General features: G+C 63.2%; 14 protein-coding genes and 1 pseudogene. 5 read left to right on the top strand and 10 right to left on the bottom strand.

Going from position 1 to position 16,277, the window contains the following annotated elements; all coding sequences use genetic code 11:
* Positions 1-106: 106 nt before the first annotated feature.
* The 4 genes from B0G82_RS29320 to B0G82_RS29305 form a co-directional block, all read right to left on the bottom strand.
* A complete protein-coding gene (locus B0G82_RS29320; protein ID WP_116122159.1) occupies positions 107-739 on the bottom strand; it encodes a response regulator transcription factor in 633 nt (210 codons plus the stop codon).
* Positions 717-2,366 (bottom strand): response regulator, encoded by a 1,650-nt coding sequence (locus tag B0G82_RS29315; RefSeq protein ID WP_121309904.1) that lies wholly within the window; start codon positions 2,364-2,366, stop codon positions 717-719. Before B0G82_RS29315 ends, B0G82_RS29320 begins: the two co-directional genes overlap by 23 nt.
* Complete coding sequence (locus B0G82_RS29310) at positions 2,363-4,528, bottom strand: ATP-binding protein (RefSeq protein ID WP_121309903.1); 2,166 nt, start codon at positions 4,526-4,528, stop codon at positions 2,363-2,365. Before B0G82_RS29310 ends, B0G82_RS29315 begins: the two co-directional genes overlap by 4 nt.
* A 198-nt stretch (positions 4,529-4,726) precedes the next feature.
* On the bottom strand, positions 4,727-5,068 hold the full coding sequence (locus tag B0G82_RS29305; RefSeq protein ID WP_121309902.1) for a hypothetical protein: 342 nt from the start codon (positions 5,066-5,068) through the stop codon (positions 4,727-4,729).
* A gap of 322 nt (positions 5,069-5,390) precedes the next feature.
* On the opposite strand from B0G82_RS29305, the gene B0G82_RS29300 reads away from it, so the two are divergent.
* Positions 5,391-6,272, top strand: coding sequence for a hypothetical protein (locus tag B0G82_RS29300; RefSeq protein ID WP_121309901.1), 882 nt, complete (start codon positions 5,391-5,393; stop codon positions 6,270-6,272).
* A gap of 195 nt (positions 6,273-6,467) precedes the next feature.
* Positions 6,468-6,965: a hypothetical protein gene (locus tag B0G82_RS29295; protein WP_121309900.1), complete on the top strand. Its 498-nt coding sequence runs from the start codon at positions 6,468-6,470 to the stop codon at positions 6,963-6,965.
* Between the two features lie 22 nt (positions 6,966-6,987).
* Here B0G82_RS29295 and B0G82_RS40705 read toward each other — a convergent pair whose 3' ends face one another.
* Both B0G82_RS40705 and B0G82_RS40700 read right to left on the bottom strand, forming a co-directional pair.
* Positions 6,988-8,160 (bottom strand): PAS domain S-box protein, encoded by a 1,173-nt coding sequence (locus B0G82_RS40705; protein ID WP_121309899.1) that lies wholly within the window; start codon positions 8,158-8,160, stop codon positions 6,988-6,990.
* 3 nt (positions 8,161-8,163) lie between these two features.
* Positions 8,164-9,234, bottom strand: coding sequence for a PAS domain S-box protein (locus B0G82_RS40700; RefSeq protein ID WP_121309898.1), 1,071 nt, complete (start codon positions 9,232-9,234; stop codon positions 8,164-8,166).
* A 531-nt stretch (positions 9,235-9,765) separates the two neighbouring features.
* Here B0G82_RS40700 and B0G82_RS29280 point away from each other — a divergent pair.
* The 3 genes from B0G82_RS29280 to B0G82_RS29270 all read left to right on the top strand — a co-directional run bounded on the left by B0G82_RS29280 (position 9,766) and on the right by B0G82_RS29270 (position 13,296).
* Complete coding sequence (locus B0G82_RS29280; RefSeq protein WP_121309897.1) at positions 9,766-11,085, top strand: MFS transporter; 1,320 nt, start codon at positions 9,766-9,768, stop codon at positions 11,083-11,085.
* Positions 11,086-11,135: 50 nt separating this feature from the next.
* Positions 11,136-12,104, top strand: coding sequence for a dihydrodipicolinate synthase family protein (locus B0G82_RS29275; protein ID WP_121309896.1), 969 nt, complete (start codon positions 11,136-11,138; stop codon positions 12,102-12,104).
* Positions 12,105-12,219: 115 nt separating this feature from the next.
* Positions 12,220-13,296 (top strand): LacI family DNA-binding transcriptional regulator, encoded by a 1,077-nt coding sequence (locus B0G82_RS29270; RefSeq protein ID WP_199730182.1) that lies wholly within the window; start codon positions 12,220-12,222, stop codon positions 13,294-13,296.
* 28 nt (positions 13,297-13,324) lie between these two features.
* Here B0G82_RS29270 and B0G82_RS40695 read toward each other — a convergent pair.
* The 4 genes and pseudogenes from B0G82_RS40695 to B0G82_RS29250 form a co-directional block, all read right to left on the bottom strand.
* Positions 13,325-13,423: pseudogene (locus tag B0G82_RS40695) on the bottom strand (gluconate 5-dehydrogenase); the annotation flags it as partial.
* Positions 13,422-14,120 carry an SDR family oxidoreductase gene (locus B0G82_RS29260; RefSeq protein WP_121309895.1) on the bottom strand — a complete coding sequence of 233 codons (699 nt, stop codon included), beginning with the start codon at positions 14,118-14,120 and terminating at the stop codon, positions 13,422-13,424. The gene B0G82_RS29260 and the pseudogene B0G82_RS40695, both read right to left, overlap by 2 nt.
* Positions 14,121-14,164: 44 nt before the next feature.
* Entirely contained in the window at positions 14,165-14,932 is a 768-nt protein-coding gene (locus tag B0G82_RS29255; protein ID WP_106283154.1) for a DeoR/GlpR family DNA-binding transcription regulator, read from the bottom strand.
* 134 nt (positions 14,933-15,066) lie between these two features.
* On the bottom strand, positions 15,067-16,254 hold the full coding sequence (locus B0G82_RS29250; RefSeq protein WP_121309894.1) for an exo-alpha-sialidase: 1,188 nt from the start codon (positions 16,252-16,254) through the stop codon (positions 15,067-15,069).
* Positions 16,255-16,277 lie beyond the last annotated feature (23 nt).

Genomic DNA, 16,277 nt, shown 5'->3' with positions numbered 1-16,277 from the left:
CCATTTGACAATCGTGGGACAACGGCGAGGATTCTTCAGTCAGCAGCGCCGGATTGTTGATTCGGGAAATGCTGCTTCTCGCCTCAGGATATCCCTAAAGCCTCTGTCACTCCGTCACCAGACCGTGCCTGATCGCATACCGGATCAGCTCGGCGTTGTTGTTCAGGCCAAGCTTTTGCATCAGACGCATCTTGTGGGTGCTGATAGTCTTGGCGCTGAGCGAACACGATTCGGCGATCTCGTTGATGCTTTGACCGGCCGCCAGCATCCGTAATACCTGAAATTCACGGTCGGACAACACCTCGTGCGGTGGCGCGTCGCCGGAATGCGTTTCGAAGACCATGGCGTCGACCAGTTTCGGGTCGATGAATCGCCCGCCTCCGGCCAGTTTACGGATCGCCGCGAGCAGCACGTCCGGATCGCTGTCTTTCGTCACATAACCGGTCGCGCCGGCGCGCAGCGCGCGCGACACGACCTGCGCCTCGTTATGGATACTGAGCACGAGGATCGGCAAGGGCGGCTGCTCGAGGCGTACGCGGCGGATCAGATCGACTCCGCTGATGCCAGGCATCGTCATGTCCAGCAGCACGAGATCGAAGCGCCTCGCGCGCAGCCGGTCGAGTACTTCCGAACCTTGCGCGGCTTCGGCGGCGACGACGATATCCGAGGTCGTCGCGATAATCTGTTTCAGGCCGCCACGCACCACGGCGTGGTCGTCAGCAATCAGGACGTCGATCATTTTCTGCCCCGCCTGTATGCGGAATGTAAATGGAAATAGCGGTGCCCATGCCCGGCGCACTGTCGATGGTCATCGCGCCGCCGATCAGACGCGCGCGCTCCTGCATGCCGAGCAATCCGTAGGAATACCCTGTTCGCGCCATGTCGGGATCGAAACCGCAGCCGTCGTCGCTTACGTGAAGTTTGAGTGCCGACGCCGTGCTGGTCAGCGTGACGTCGGCCCGCGTTGCATGCGCGTGGCGCCCGACGTTGGTCAGCGAAGCCTGAACGATGCGAAATACCGCTGTGGCGCACGTCTCCGGCAGCACCGGTTCGCCTCCGTTGATATGCAACTGGCAAGGAATGCCATGGCGCCGGATGAAGTCCTCCACGAGCCACTCCAATGCCGACACGACCCCGAAGTTCAGCGCCACCGGCCGCAGATGGTTCGCGACATTGCGGACCATCCAGATGGTCCTTTCGACGAGTTCGCGCATGTCCTCGGCTTTGCGCATCGCGTCCGGATCCTGGCCGAGGCGCATTTTCAGCAGCGAGACATCCATCTTCAACGCGGTCAGCAACTGGCCGAGTTCATCGTGAATCTCCATGGCGATGCGCTTGCGCTCTTCCTCGCGAATCGCCTCCATATACGCGGACAACTCGCGCAACTGGTTGCGCGATTCGAACAGCTCCTGCTCGATACGTTTGCGCGACGTGATGTCGTTGAGGCCCACGTAGATCGCCGGAGTATCGCCGAAAGTCGCCACGCGCGCGGTCGCCATGGCCCAGAACGGCGAGCCGTCCACGCGCCGCATGTGGACTTCGCTGTTGTTGAAACTGCCCTCCGTGCGCAGATGCGAGACGAGCCGGTCACGATCGACGGGGTCCATATAGAAGTCGACGATATTGGTCAGCGTGCGCATGCCGTTATCGAGACCGAACAGTTCTCGCAGTGGCTCATTCACGTACAGGATGACGCCTTCGGGCATCGACGTGATGCACAGCGGGATCGGGCTGGTTTCGACAATCGTGCGAAAGCGCGCTTCGCTCGCCTGCAATTTCGCTTCCGCACGGCGGCGCTCTTCGATCTGGGCGGACAGCCGCGCGTTCGACTCCGCGAGTTGCCGCGTGCGCTGCTCGACCTGCTGTTCCAGCGCATCGCGCGCGCTCGACAGTTCCGTCTCGGCCTGCTGGCGCACCGCTATCTCGTTCAGAAGCAGGCGGTTCTGCGCGATGAGCTGCCGGTGCATCACGCGCAAGGCGAGATGGGTTTCGATGCGCGCCATCATTTCGTTGACGCGCACAGGCTTGGCCACGTAATCGACGCCGCCGGCCGAGAACCCCTCGACCATGTCTTCCGCGCCGGTCAACGAGGTCATGAAAATCACCGCGATGTCGCGCGTGCGCGGATCCGCCTTGAGCCGCCGGCAGGTCTCGAAACCGTCGATGCCGGGCATCTTCACGTCGAGCAGGATCAGGTCGGGTTGAGAAAACAGCGCGCGTTCGAGCGCCTCTTCGCCATCTAGCGCGACGAGTACCCGAAAGCCGCGGTCCGTCAGGCTCTCCACGACCACGCCGAAATTCGCCGGCGTGTCGTCCGCGATCAGAATGGTCGGCCGTTCGCCGGCCTCCGTATTGAGTTCGTTCATGGCCTGGGCTCGACGTTCAGATGCCGCTCGACCAGATTAAGGATGGCTTTCGACTGGTAGTCGCGAGCGAGCGCGCAGAGTTGCGCCGTGAACGAGCGATAACGTGAATCGCCCGCCGCCACGCTCTCGGCCCAGACGATAATTTCATGCATATCGCCAAGGCGGGCAAGGTGATGCAGTTCTTCCATCTGTTGCTGAGGCACGGCCGCAAGACTGATTTCGGGCGTCGCCGCGCGAGCGGACGACGGCAGCGACGCATGGCTCCACGTCAGTCCGAGCAAAGTGGCAATTTGTGCCAGCAGCGCTTCGAGGTCGACCGGTTTGGACAGGAAGGCGTTGACGCCCGCTTCAATGCTCATCACCCGATTGACCCCGGACGGGCTGGCGGACATGGCAACGATGGGGACATTGGCGAACTCCTGCGATTGGCGCAGGTTGCGTGTCAGATCGAATCCGTTCATCCCGGGCATCACGATGTCCGTGAGAACCAGCGCGGGTCGTTCGCGCTGCGCCACCTCCAGCGCCTCGCGGCCGTTTTCCGCCTCGACGGTATCGAAGCCGAGACGGCCCAGCAGATCCACGATGATCGCGCGGTTGATCTCGACGTCGTCGACCACCAGCACCTTCCTGCGCGGCCCTTCATAGCCCGTCGCGCTGAACGAGAGCGGCGCCGGCTCCGCCGTCTTGCGCAACACGGGTGCCACGTTCGCTGCCGGCAGTTCGAAGCGGAACGTACTGCCCTGCCCGATCTGGCTCTCCACCTCGATCTCGCCACCCATCGCCCGCACGAATTCGCGGCTGATGGCGAGGCCAAGCCCCGCCCCGCCGGCTCGCCGCTCGGCAGCGCCCAGTTGCTCGAACGGCTCGAAAATCGCATTCAGCTGATCGCGACCAATGCCGATCCCCGTGTCGCGCACTTCGAAACGAACACGGTTCGGCTCGGACCTCGATATATGCAGGCTGACGCACCCTGAATCGGTGAACTTCACGGCGTTGGCAAGCAGGTTGAGCATGACCTGCCGCAGGCGCCGCTCATCGGCACGCACACCGGCAGGCGCCTCTGCGCTGATGTCGCAAATGAAGTCGAGGCGCTTCTGCTCCGCTTTCACGCCGATGATGTCGCGAATGACATCGACAAACCCCGCCAGCGGCACGTCGCCGATTTCGACACGCAGCTTGCCCGCTTCGATCCTCGCGAAATCGAGCGTGTCTTCAATCAATGTCAGCAGATGTTCGCCACTATGGCGAATGGACGCAGCGCGTTCGCGCTGCCGCTCGCTCAGCGTGTCATCGCGTTCGAGGATCTGGGCATAGCCGAGAATGCCGTTCAGCGGCGTCCTCAACTCATGGCTCATATTCGCGAGAAATTCGCCTTTGGCCCGGTTGGCCGCTTCGGCCAGATTGCGTGCTTCGCGTTCAGCCGCCGTGTCCTGCTCGTCACGATAGGCGCAATACAACCGCGCGCCCATCGCGTTAAATGCAGCCGCCACGCGATCCAGTTCGTCCGGCTCGCGCCGTTTGCGCCGCTGGAGACTGAACGGCCGGGGCGGTTCACGAAAATCGTAGTTTTCCACCATGCGCGCGATGGCCGCGACATGCCGCATCACGAGACGGGACAGAATGTAGACGATAAACAGCGAGACGAGAAAGGTGTTGGCGGCCTGAGTGACCAGGATCATCACCGCGGTACGCGTCAGTTCATGGTAAAGGTCGAGCAGCGTGGCCTCGACGTAGAGCTTGCCGATCTCGCGCTGCTTGCCTTGCACGCTGTAGTAGAGCGGGAATTCGCGGGCGATGACCCGACCGGCCGAGCGATGGCCCGCGCTCAGATAAGGAGATTGCCCCTCTTTGCCCGCCTCACGAATTTCCACGGCACGAATGTCCGGGAGACGCAGAATGCCGTTCAACTCCAATTGCAGCTGCGAACCATCCAGACGCCAGAGCGCTTCCGCGAGACTGTCGCGACTGCTGCGATCAATGTCCACAAGGCGATTTTCAATCTGCTCCACGCCCCGGTAGTAGTCGCTGTAAAGCTGCAACCCGGTCAACAACACGGTGACGACGGAACTGACCAGCAGCACAGTCACGAGAAGCCGCGAGACGAGGCTACTCCTGAAGCTGCCGATCAAACTCCACCATGCGTCGAACAGGTTGTGCTTCATACATCCCCGCGAGTGCTACGGTTCTTGTTTCGTCTATTCTGCACTCGTTGCGCGCTGCGCGGCCCAGATCTGTTGGCCGCCGCATCGGCAGGTGGCGATTTGACGTTCGCCTGCCCCAGCCAGCCAGTTACTCTCATTTGCCGGTCTGCGCCGGTGGTGTTTCCGGGAGAAACGCGTTCCGATCGAGCTGACGTGAATCTACATGACGTACATGTTCGATTCGACAGGCGGCATATCGTCGATCGCCGGCGGCAAGCAGATTCGCGGATACAGCAGAATCTCATCGATGCATGACGTCAGCTCGCCGAGGATCGGCCGCACGCGGCCGCCAAGGGCGCCGGGGTTCGACATCCTGAGTTCGCGCAATCCGTCCGACAATTTTTTCACGGACGCGTGCCCCCAATCCGGCAAAGGCCAGCAGTGCAACAGATAGCTGAGCGGTATCACGCTTCTGCTTTCACACCAGATGTCGAACAGGCGCTCGCAGCCGGCGTTGAGGAATTCAACCGCGACTTCGCGGCTTTCCGAATGACCGTTCATAACGGATCCACTGAGATAGACGATTTCGATAGACCATCCTAGGGAGGCCGAAAGTGTCACACAGTCAGGAAGCGCGGAAAAATGCACTTCCGATCCGCTGAATATGCCGTCAGGAAATCCTGAATGGCCGTGCATGAGCGTTCGCGCGCCTGGGCGCCTTGCATCGACCTGTTTCAGATCGCATCGCGCTGCCTGACAAAGGGATTACACGATTTGTCAGCACAGGCAGGACGTGGCACGATGAAACACCAGTCAGGCAAGAACCTGTGCGGACAAGCGCCTGTTTGAGCGCGTCACGGCTGATTCGAGAAACCATCCATTCATGCATCGCAGGCGCTTTGTTCTGGCCGCGCTAAGTGCGGCGGGCAGCACGCTTCGGGCACGCGCCGCCCCGGCCGACCCGCCCGTCCACTTCGACATCGTCTATCCCCGCATTCGGCCTACCCGCGACGTGCAAGCCGCGTTTGCGCTCGCCGTGCTCGATCTCGCCATGAAAACGGCCAACGCCTCGTACACGTTGCGATCGGCCGACATCGAAATGGAACGCGGCCGCGCGCTTGCCGAACTGGCCGGCCCCGACAATATGATCAATCTGCACTGGACGAGCATGGAGGCGCAGGCCGAGCGCGGCCGCAACGTCGTGCGGATTCCGATACACCGTGGTCTGATCGGCCACCGGGTGTTCATCATCCGGAAGGATCGGCAAGCCGATTTCGACCAGGTCGAGCGCTTCTCCGATCTCAAAGCGTTCATGTGTGGTCAGGGACTTGGCTGGATCGATACGAAAATCCTGAGAGCTGCCGGCCTGAACGTCCAGACCTCGACCTATGACACGATGTTCGAGATGACCCAGGGCGGCCGCGTCGACTTTTTCCCACGCGGCTTAGTGGAAGCATTTACCGAACTGGAAGGACGCCAGCACCTGGAGCCCGATCTCGTGGTCGAGAACCGGCTGCTGCTGAAGTATCGATCGGATTTCATTTTCTATGTTGCAGCGGGCCATGAAGCACTGGCACAGACCATCGAAGCGGGGCTCGTCGCCGCGTATCGCAATGGCGCGTACATGAGGCTGTTCAACTCTCATCATTACATTCAGGATGCGCTCGCCCGCGGAAATATCGCGTCCCGGTTGACCTTCACGCTCGACAACCCCTTCCTTTCCGAAGCCGACCGGAGGATTCCAGACGAATACTGGATGCGCTGATGTCGCCGGCGGCGGCTTTCTTCCGTTGGCAAAAACAAATGCCAGGGCCAAAAATCAGGAAATCCTGACATCAAGCTGCTTCGGGCGTCGCCGTATACATGGAAAGGCGGCGCGAATCCCCCGACGCGACGTCCTTGCAATTGCAGCCGGGGTCATTCATCGCCACTCACGAATCCTACACATGGACATTGACAGGTGAAGCCGCACACGTTCGTCCTACAGGCGCGGCTTTGCGATCGCGCCACGGCGCTCAAGACGCGCATGGCCGAAGCGCATGACAAAGCGCAGCAACTGGTCGAGCGCGCCGAGGGCTGCCTCGCGGTGCTGGATCACGTGCGGCAGGGCACGTCCACCGCGGCCAACATCTCACTCGCGGACGATGCAGGTCCGCTCATCGCGGCGCTGTATCGCGCGGAAAGCGACTGGCACGATCAGTTGCAGATGTTGAAGGCGCTGCTGACCGAACTCATGCATCAAAGTCGAAGCAACCGCGGCGAGATCGAGTCGCTCGCCGCGCTTGCGTTTCGCTCGCAGACGACTCCTGAAGCAATCGCCGCAGCCGAGCGCGCCGTCGAAGTGCATCAGTCCCACTTTCAGGACGTCGACGCGCAACTGGAAGTGGCGCGCGTATGGTTCGAAAGCTTCGACCTGCAGATCAACGCGATTGTCGCCGGTTTGCGGAAGTCGTCTTAAGGTTCGATCAGGTTCTCGACTGCTATGAAGCGTCGTCGGCCGGTATGCACACGGTGATCGACGTGCCGCTGCCCGGCGCGCTGAGCACCGAAATCTCGCCGCCCAACATCAATACGCGTTCTCTCATGCCCACCAGCCCGAACGACTTCATCCGCGCCGCCATCGAATCGAAGCCGCAGCCGTCGTCGATTATTTCGAGGACCCAGCAGCGTCCGGTCCGTTCGAGCGAAATCATGACCTGGGTCGCCGCGGCATGACGCGCGACATTCGTGAGCGCCTCCTGCACGATGCGAAACAGTGCGATTGCCCGCGCCTCGTCGAGGACCAGACTATCGTCAGGAATCCGTAGATGGCAGGCCACCCGGCCGTCACGCGAGAATTCGGCAGCCAGCCACTCCAGCGCTGCGACGATGCCGGCATCGATTGCGGCGGGACGCAGCGATGCGACCACATTGCGAACCACCTGCATGGTGTCGTCGGCGAGCGCCAGCAGGTCCCGGAAACGCCCGGCCAGCGCCGGATCGTCTTGCGCGAACTCGATTCGCATGGCCGATACACCAAGCCGCAGCGCCGTCAACTGCTGTCCCAGTTCGTCGTGCATCTCGCGGGCAATGCGCTTGCGCTCTTCCTCACGCGCGGTTTCGCGTAACGACGTCAACTCCTGCAACAGCGCATACGATTCGCGCAAACGAAGTTCGGCCTCCATCCGCTCGGTGATGTCGGTCCAGATCGTCAGCGCACCGCGTATGTCGCCGTTAGCGCCGTGCTCGGGCACCGCGCTGACGTGCCAGCCCACTGGCTTGCCGTTCTTCTCCGACGTGAGATCCACCTTCGCGCCGATGCCGCTTGCCATCACCTGCTCCAGCGTGGCGGTGATCATCCGCAACTCGGGCATCACACTGTCCGATAGCTCGGCAGGCGCTTTATCGATGGCGTCCGCTGCGCGAATCCCGTTGACCTGTTCGAACCTCGGATTGACGTAGCTATAGCGACAGTTGCGGTCGTAGCGAACGATCATCTCCGGCGCGTTTTCGGTCAGCGTACGAAACAGTTGCTCACTGCGCTTGAGTTCGTCGATGTCGCGGCATATGGCAAGCACGGTGGCGACCTGGCCGTCGGCGGCAAACTCCGGCACCATCCGCATGTGCCCCCATCGCACCTCGCCGTTGGCGTTGCGGAACCGCACTTCGTCCATGCGCTACGTGCCGGTCTCGACAACGCTCCGCAGCCGGTCCCGATACCGTGGCACATCGACCACTGGCGACTCGTCCACGCTTCCCGTGCCGGTGGCTTCGTCGGTCGTCGGCGGCAAGATCGCGCTCAGTGCTGGATTGGCGTACACGCGCCGGCAGTCGCGGTCATAGCGCGCGATATAGTCCGGCGAATGCTCCACCAGCGCCCGGAATGCCTGCCCGCTCGCATGCAAGCGCTCTTCCGCCTTCTTGCGTTCGGTGATGTCGCGCCCCAGCGCCAGCACGCTAGTGATCTCGTCGTGCAGCCCGCGCTCCGCGAGAATGCGGACGTGGTGATAGCTCACGTCATTCGCGCCGTCGCGCAACGTGAGTTCGTGCGTGCGTTCCGCGCCTGTTGCCAGCGTGGCCGCCAGCGCATTCTGATAGGCGACGAACTGGGGATCGGCGGTGTGTTCGGTCGGCGTCGCACCGAGCATTTCGTGCAGGGGACGGCGCAGTATCGCGGCAAGTCCGGAGTTGGCATAAACCAGCCGACAGTCGAGGTCATACCGGCAAATGATATCGGGCGTGCTTTCCGCGAGGCGGCGGAATTGCGCCTCGAGTTCCAGTTGCGCGATCAGGAGCTGCTCGGTGCGCCTGCGCTCGGTGATATCGCGCACGAGCGCGAGGTTATACGGTTGGCCTTCGTACTCGAAATGGCTCGCGCTGATCTCGACCGGCAACGTCGTGCCGTCCTGGCGGCGCTGCATCGACTCGATCATCATCGAGCCGTTCTCGCGCAGATCTTTCCAGACGTCGAGCCACCGTTCAAAGTTCCACTCGGGATCGATATCCATCACGCGCATCCGCAGCAACTGCGCCTGACTGTATCCGAGCATGCGGCAGGCCTCCTCATTGACGTAGATGAAGCATGCATGCTGGTCGATCAGATAGGCAGCATCGCTGACCAGGTTGAGCGCGTAGCTCTTCAGGTGCATGAGCGCATCTGGCTCGGCCGCGGGGAGCTCGAGGCGCCCATCATCCTGCCGGGTCGCGGCTGCCGGCGCCTTGCGTGGGTCACCGCTGATCTCTTTCATTGAATTGCGCGCGTGTCGGGTCAGTGGTTGCGTGTTGTCGTCGATAACCGGCCACGTCCGCCTATATCGCGGGCAGGGCAGACAACTTACTCGATAAGCATAGCCCGGAATGCGCCGGCGAAATATTCGGTCTGGCGCCAGGCGAAGGAGCGATCAGCCGCCTCTTCACTTTCAGCAACGTGGCATTCTTCGGCCAATCGCCGGGGTTTACCCTTCAACGCATCGCTATCGCTTGCAATCTCTTCGAAGAAAGGCACAAAATGTAAGCGCTATCATTTAGACATGTGAAGCGAAGTCGCTAGCAAAATCCCGTGATTCGCGTAAAGGCGCAGCTTAATGTAAGCGCTAACATAGGTGGGTAACGAAGCATTCGCCTTCACCTACGTTGACGCCGCGCTCAGCGCAATGCGCAAAAGCGCGCGGACCCCGATCCAACGCGCGCCGACGTAGACGCGCACATTCCGGCCGCCTGACATCGCATCAGCGCGGCTTGCTCACACCCGCCGAAGACATGAAACGGAGACAACGATCATGAGCGCAACACCGAGCCTCGAGCAGGCGCCACCGCGAATCCGCCGCGCCCAGATCGTGGCGCTCACATTGCTGATGGTGAGCGGCATCGTCAACTATCTGGACCGCGGCACGCTCGCGGTCGCCAATCCGCTGATCCGTCACGACCTCGGGCTGTCGCTCGGAGAAATGGGGCTGCTGCTTTCCGCATTCTCGTGGAGCTACGCGCTCTTCCAGTTGCCGGTGGGCGGTCTCGTCGACCGCATCGGGCCGCGCAAGCTGCTCGGCATCGGCCTGATCGTGTGGTCGCTCGCGCAGGCGGCGGGCGGATTCGTCTCCACCTTCGGCTGGTTCATCCTCGCGCGGATCGTGCTGGGCATCGGCGAAGCGCCGCAGTTTCCGTCGGCGGCCCGGGTGGTCAGCAACTGGTTTCCGCTGCGTGCGCGCGGCAAACCGACCGGCATTTTCAACTCGGCGTCGCCGCTCGGCACGGCGCTCGCGCCGCTGTGCCTGTCGGTTCTCGTCGTGCAGTTTCACTGGCGCTGGGCCTTCATCGTGACGGGCGTGGTCGGCCTCGTCGTGGCGCTCGTGTGGCTCGCGGTGTACCGCGACCCCGTCAAGGCGACCATGACCGAAGCCGAGCGGCACTATCTCGAAGGCGACGAAGCGGACCGCAAGCCGGCACCCACGGTCACCTTCGCTGAATGGCGCTCGCTGTTTTCGCACGGCACCACGTGGGGCATGCTGATCGGCTTCTTCGGCTCGGTGTACCTGAACTGGGTGTACCTCACGTGGCTGCCCGGCTATCTGACGATGGAACGCCACATGAGCCTGATGCACACGGGCGTCGCGGCATCGATACCGTTCTTCTGCGGTTTTTTGGGTTCGCTGACGGCCGGCTGGTTTTCCGATCTCATCACGAGCCGCAGCACGAGCCCGGTTGCGAGCCGCCGCAATGCGGTGGTGATCGCCATGCTCGGCATGGTCGCGTTCACGATTCCGGCGGCGCTCGTCGAGAGCAACACGATCGCGATCGTGTGCATCTCGGTGGTGATCTTTCTGGCGAATGCCGCATCCGCCAGTTCATGGGCGCTCGCCACCGCCGCCGCGCCGCCGAACCGCGTCGGCTCGCTCGGCGCGATTCAGAACTTCGGCGGTTTTCTGGGCGGCGCCCTCGCCCCGATCCTGACGGGCTATATCGCGCAGAGCTGGTCGTTCGTCCCCGCGCTGCTAACGGCCGCGGGCATCGCGTTTATCGGCGCGATGAGCTACCTCCTGCTGGTGCGCAAGCCGATCGAAGACCCGTCCGCCCCAACCGAACCCGTGCGAGCGCCCGCGTAAAACGCGCGCGCCGCCCCGACTAAACGAACCCTTTCCGGGAGATCACGAGCATGACCACTTCCAAGCAATTCGCCACGTCGATCGAAGGCATCGTGCCGGTGATGCTGACGCCGTTCGACGACGCCGGCGCCATCGATTACGCCGGACTCGAACGTCTGATCGAGTGGTATATCGCGCATGGATCGGATGCGCTCTTTGCCGTCGCGCAGTCGAGTGAAATGCAGTTCCTGACGCTCGCCGAACGGGGCGCGCTGGGACGCTTCGTCGTCGACAAGGTGGCGGGCCGCATCCCGGTCGTGGTCTCCGGCCATATCAGCGACGACCCCGACGCGCAGGCCGAGGAACTCAACGTCGCGGCAAGCACAGGCGCACAAGGCATCGTGCTGGTGACGAACCGGCTCGATCCGAAGCAGCAGGGCACGCAGACGTTCGCGGCGAACCTCCGGCAACTGCTCGCGCGCCTGCCGTCCGACATTCCGCTCGGTTTGTACGAATGCCCCGCGCCCTACCGCCGTCTTCTCTCCGATGACGAACTGAAGCTGTGCATCGACACCGGCCGCTTCATCATGCTGAAAGACGTGAGCTGCGATCTCGCCACGGTCAAACGGCGCGTCGCGCTCGCCGAAGGCTCGCCGCTGAAAATCCTGAACGCCAATGCGGCCATCGCGTGGGACGCGATGAAGGCGGGCTCCGCCGGTTTCAACGGCGTGTTCACGAACTTCCATCCGGATCTGTACAAGTGGCTGCGCAACGATGCGGCGCAAGACCCGGTTCTGGCAGAAGAGCTGGCTACGTTTCTCGTGCTCGCCGCCGTCTCCGAATCGCTCGGCTATCCGGCTCTCGCGAAGATCTACCACCAACGGATCGGCACGTTCGACTCCATTCGCTGCCGCGTGATCGACTACGACGTGCGCGAACGCTTCTGGGCCCTCGACGCGGTGCTCGACAAGATCGTCGCCGGCACCGAGCATTTTCGCGGCCGTATCGCGGCACTCGGTGCGAACCACTCGGTTCGCTAGCCGTTGGACGGGGGGAGCATTTCCGGATCACAGGTAGAACCGCTGAAGCCTTCGCGCGTGTCCACGGCGGTAAGATGGCAGGCCTTCCCCGATTTACTCTGCGCTCACCAACCTGATGCCCGACTCTCTCGACCCGCCGGCCGCCGCCCGCACCCAGACGAACCGCGCTCGCCGCAGCACGGGCCGCAGCGTGCTTTCCGATGTGGCCAAGCTTGCGGGCGTCTCCACCGCGACCGTCTCGCGGGTCTACAACGAGCCGGACAAGGTCTCCGCGAACGTGCGTGAGCGCGTCGAGCATGCCGCGCTCACACTCAACTGGTTTCCGAATGCGGCGGGCCGCGCGCTCGCCTCCACGCGCAGCCACATTGCCGGCATCATCATCCCGACTTTGGATGATCGCGTGTTCGCCTCACAAGTGAGCGGCATGCAGGCGGCGTTCGCGGCGCGCGGCATCACGCTGGTGCTCGGCTGCTCGAATTACGACCCCGCGCAGGCGCTCACGCAAGTGCGCGCGATGCTGGCGCGTGGCGTGGAAGCGATGGCCGTGGTGGGCGAGGCTCATCCGCCCGAACTGTTCGATGCGTTGCGGCTCTACCGCGTGCCGTATGCGGTGACGTACGCGTATCGCAAGGACAGTCCCCACACCTGCATCGGCTTCGACAATCATGCGGCCTATGAGGAGATCACCGAACATCTGATCGGCCTCGGGCACCGCGCATTCGCGGTGTGCATCCAGCCGACGCGCGACAACGACCGCGTGCAGGCACGCGTCGCGGGCATTCGCGCGACCCTCGAACGTCACGGCCTCGCGGTGCGGCCGGAGCATATGTTTGAAGGCGAATCGACGATGGGATTCGGGCGGCGCAGTCTGCGCACGATCTGGCACGCGTCGGGCGAGCGTCCCACCGCGATCGTCTGCGGCAACGACGCTATCGCGCTGGGCGTGTTGCGCGAGGCCGAGGAACTGGGCATTGCGATTCCGGGCGAATTGTCCGTCACCGGATTCGACGATCTGGAAATGGCGCAGGAAATCCGCCCCGCGCTGACCACCATGCGCGTCGACACCTACGAGATCGGGCGGCTTGCCGCGCAGTATCTGCTCGACACGCTCGACGGCAAGCGTCCGCTGCACGGGCACGAGGTGCATGCGTTGTTTCAGCTCAGGCAATCGACCGGACCGGCCGCGAGATAGTCTCGCGGCGCGATGCCTCATCGACGGATTACAGCGTGACGGTCACGCCGTCGTTCACGTAAAGAACGTGGCCATTGACGAAGTTCGACGCGTTGCTCGCCAGGAAGACCGCGGCGCCGACGCATTCAAAGAGACGCGCCGCCGCACATCACGATCTGTTGACCGGTAATCGACCCACCCTCCGGCCCGAGCAGGAACGCGGTCAAACCGGCCACTTCCGACGGTTGAACGAAGCGGCCGAGCGGCGGCATTTTCGGCGGAGTGCCCGCGCGCGCGGGATCGCGCAGCAAGGGTGTATCGGTCGCGCCGGGAGCGACCACGTTGACCGTGATGCCGCGCGGCGCAAGTTCAGCCGCCCAGGAGCGGGCCATGCCGACTAGCGCCGCTTTGGTGGCCGCATATTGGCTGCGCGTAGGCGCGCCGTTCGCGGTCCGGCTGCCGATCAACACGATACGGCCACCCGCAGGCATATTCGGCAGCAAGGCGTTGGCGAGAAATGCGGCCGAATCGACGTGGATGCGCCACATCGCGGCGCCGTCGTCGGCGGAGAGTTCGCCGAGCGGCGCTGTTCTCATGAAGCCGGCGGCATGCACGAACGCATCGCATGCGCCGATCGATTCGACAACCGGCGCGAGCGCCGCGAAGTCCGTCACGTCGACGGGAACGATGGTCAGATGTTCAGCGGCTTGCGTCGCCGGCCTGCGGCACAAGCCGGTAACGCGCCACCCTTCGTTCAACAAACGTCGAGTGATCGCCAGGCCGATACCCGACGAGGCGCCTGTCACCACGGCATGCCGCTGCTTCACCTGTGTCGTCGTTTCCACTTCACTCCCCTTGGCTATCCGTAAAGAGGAGACGCCGGAAACGCTTATCGAACCGCTACCGTCTCCACCGTCACCTCACCTCGTTCGTCGAACAAGGCCAGTTCATGCGGCTCGGCCGCGTCGTCGGTAATCAACGTCCACTCGCGTTCGAGGGGCGTCCAGTGCTGCTGGCTGGCGCGCCCGAGTTTGTCGGCTGTCACCAGCACGAACACGCTCGCGGCCTGACGAATCACGCATTCCTTCAGATACGCCTGCTCCGCCGTTGCCTCGCACAAGCCACGCGCCGCCGTTACGCCGTCAGCGCCGAGAAACGCCTTGTCGAACGTGAGGCGGCTCAATGCCAGTTGCGCGAGCGGCCCGAGCGTACTCATGCTCGAAGAACGGATGTCGCCGCCCACCAGCGTCACGCGCACCTTGCTCGACGCCAGCGCGCCGACCACCAGCAGGTTGTTCGTCACCACATGCACCGAGCGCTGTCCGATCAACTGACGCGCGAGCGCCGCGGTGGTGGTGCCGCCATCGAGAAACAGCGTGTCGTCTTCCTGCACATGCGCGAGCGCGGCGCGTGCAATCGCATCTTTCTGCTCGCGAAAGCTTTCGCTGCGTTCGTCGAGCGAGGCCTCGGGTTCATGCGCGCTGACCGCGGCCGCGCCGCCGTAGGTGCGCAGGATCTGGCGGCCTTCCGCGAGCGCCCGCAGATCGCGCCGCACCGTTGCCTCGGACATGCCGAAGTGCTCGCACAACGTCCCGACATCTGTCATCCCGCCCAGCACAGCGTGAAGCATCGCCTCGCGGCGTTTCGCAACTTTCATGATCTTGGATCGGAGGAACCGGTTTAGCGACGGCGCGCAAGAGGCGCGCCAATAAGTGCGCCTAGTGTAGCGAATTTCCATCGCACGCCGTGGTCCCTTGCGGTTCGCTCCGATCCAGCTCCCGCGCTAACGTGTCAGCCGCGCACCCACGCTTCGTCGACGCATACGTATTTGATGCGCTGGCGGAAGTACGTGAAAGCGATATGCAATGCGCCGTCGGCCGATTGCACGATCGACGGATACGAATACTCGCGGTTGCGCTGCTCCGCCGAGTTGTTCGTCATGCAATAGCCGTCGCCGATTTCCAGCGCGCGCCGGCGCGTCCAAGTGTGGCCGCCGTCCTCGGAGATCGCCAGCGACATCGGCGAGCGCGGCACGCCCCACACGGCCGTGCCGCGCGTCGACGCGCTTTGGTCGCGCAGCGCGCCGCTGTCTTCGGAATCCTCGATGTCGTCGTATAGCGACGCACGCCGTTCGGTGCTGTGCGACGCATCGCTTTCGTTGAACACCAGCGCGAGGTGGCCGTTCTTCAGCGCAACGAACTGGATCGACGAATTGTTGTTCGGCAAATCGGTCGCTTGCGGCACACTCCACGTGCGGCCGTCTTTCGAGCGGCTCGCGTAGATCGAATCCGCCCAGCGGCTGCGAAACAGCGCGAGCAGCGAACCGTCGGCCAGCAGCTGCACATTCATGTGCACGCAGCCCACGCTCTCGGGCACCTCGTATTCGCGCCACGAGCGGCCTTCGTCTTCCGAAATCAGCACCGCGCTGATGTCGTTGTTGCCGACCCAGCGCTCGCCGGGTTCCGTGCGGCACAGGAACACCGGACACAGCCATGCGCCGTCGGGCAGCACGACGATCGGCTGGCGCACGAAAGTGCCCGGCCGGTCGAACAGCGTTTCGATCGGCCCCCACGTGAGACCGCCATCGGACGAGATACGGCGGCGCACGATCGCGGTGTTCTGGTGTCCCGACAACTGCGCGGTATAGGTGAGCCAGAGCCGCCCGTCGGGCGCGGTGAACAGCACGGGGTTCTGTTCCGAGCGCGTCGGATCGTCCGACAGCTTTTGCGGCTCGCTCCACACGCCGCTGCCGGTACGCAGCCGCGACATATAGACCGAGACATCGGGAATGCCCTCTTGCGTGCCGCCGAACCAGACGCACAACAGGTCGCCGTTCGGCAACGCATGCAGATTCGCCGCGTGGTTCTGCACGCAGGACGAAGGCAGATAGGCGTCGCGGCGCTGCGCGTCCGCATAGGTCACGCGCACATGGTTGTCCCATGTCGCCGCGTTGGGAGTTTCTGCGAGGATGGAAGACATCCGGTGTTCTCCTGATTACGGCA

It is taken from the genome of Paraburkholderia sp. BL17N1 (genome assembly GCF_003634175.1).
Taxonomy (GTDB): domain Bacteria; phylum Pseudomonadota; class Gammaproteobacteria; order Burkholderiales; family Burkholderiaceae; genus Paraburkholderia.
Note: the sequence above shows the minus strand (reverse complement) of the source record. Positions and strands in the feature narration are given on the sequence as shown.

Coding starts and splice junctions, on each gene's coding strand:
- B0G82_RS29320 (WP_116122159.1), bottom strand. CDS start 739: ATGATCGACGTCCTGATTGCTGACGACCACGCCGTGGTGCGTGGCGGC.
- B0G82_RS29315 (WP_121309904.1), bottom strand. CDS start 2,366: ATGAACGAACTCAATACGGAGGCCGGCGAACGGCCGACCATTCTGATC.
- B0G82_RS29310 (WP_121309903.1), bottom strand. CDS start 4,528: ATGAAGCACAACCTGTTCGACGCATGGTGGAGTTTGATCGGCAGCTTC.
- B0G82_RS29305 (WP_121309902.1), bottom strand. CDS start 5,068: ATGAACGGTCATTCGGAAAGCCGCGAAGTCGCGGTTGAATTCCTCAAC.
- B0G82_RS29300 (WP_121309901.1), top strand. CDS start 5,391: ATGCATCGCAGGCGCTTTGTTCTGGCCGCGCTAAGTGCGGCGGGCAGC.
- B0G82_RS40705 (WP_121309899.1), bottom strand. CDS start 8,160: ATGGACGAAGTGCGGTTCCGCAACGCCAACGGCGAGGTGCGATGGGGG.
- B0G82_RS40700 (WP_121309898.1), bottom strand. CDS start 9,234: ATGAAAGAGATCAGCGGTGACCCACGCAAGGCGCCGGCAGCCGCGACC.
- B0G82_RS29280 (WP_121309897.1), top strand. CDS start 9,766: ATGAGCGCAACACCGAGCCTCGAGCAGGCGCCACCGCGAATCCGCCGC.
- B0G82_RS29275 (WP_121309896.1), top strand. CDS start 11,136: ATGACCACTTCCAAGCAATTCGCCACGTCGATCGAAGGCATCGTGCCG.
- B0G82_RS29270 (WP_199730182.1), top strand. CDS start 12,220: ATGCCCGACTCTCTCGACCCGCCGGCCGCCGCCCGCACCCAGACGAAC.
- B0G82_RS29255 (WP_106283154.1), bottom strand. CDS start 14,932: ATGAAAGTTGCGAAACGCCGCGAGGCGATGCTTCACGCTGTGCTGGGC.
- B0G82_RS29250 (WP_121309894.1), bottom strand. CDS start 16,254: ATGTCTTCCATCCTCGCAGAAACTCCCAACGCGGCGACATGGGACAAC.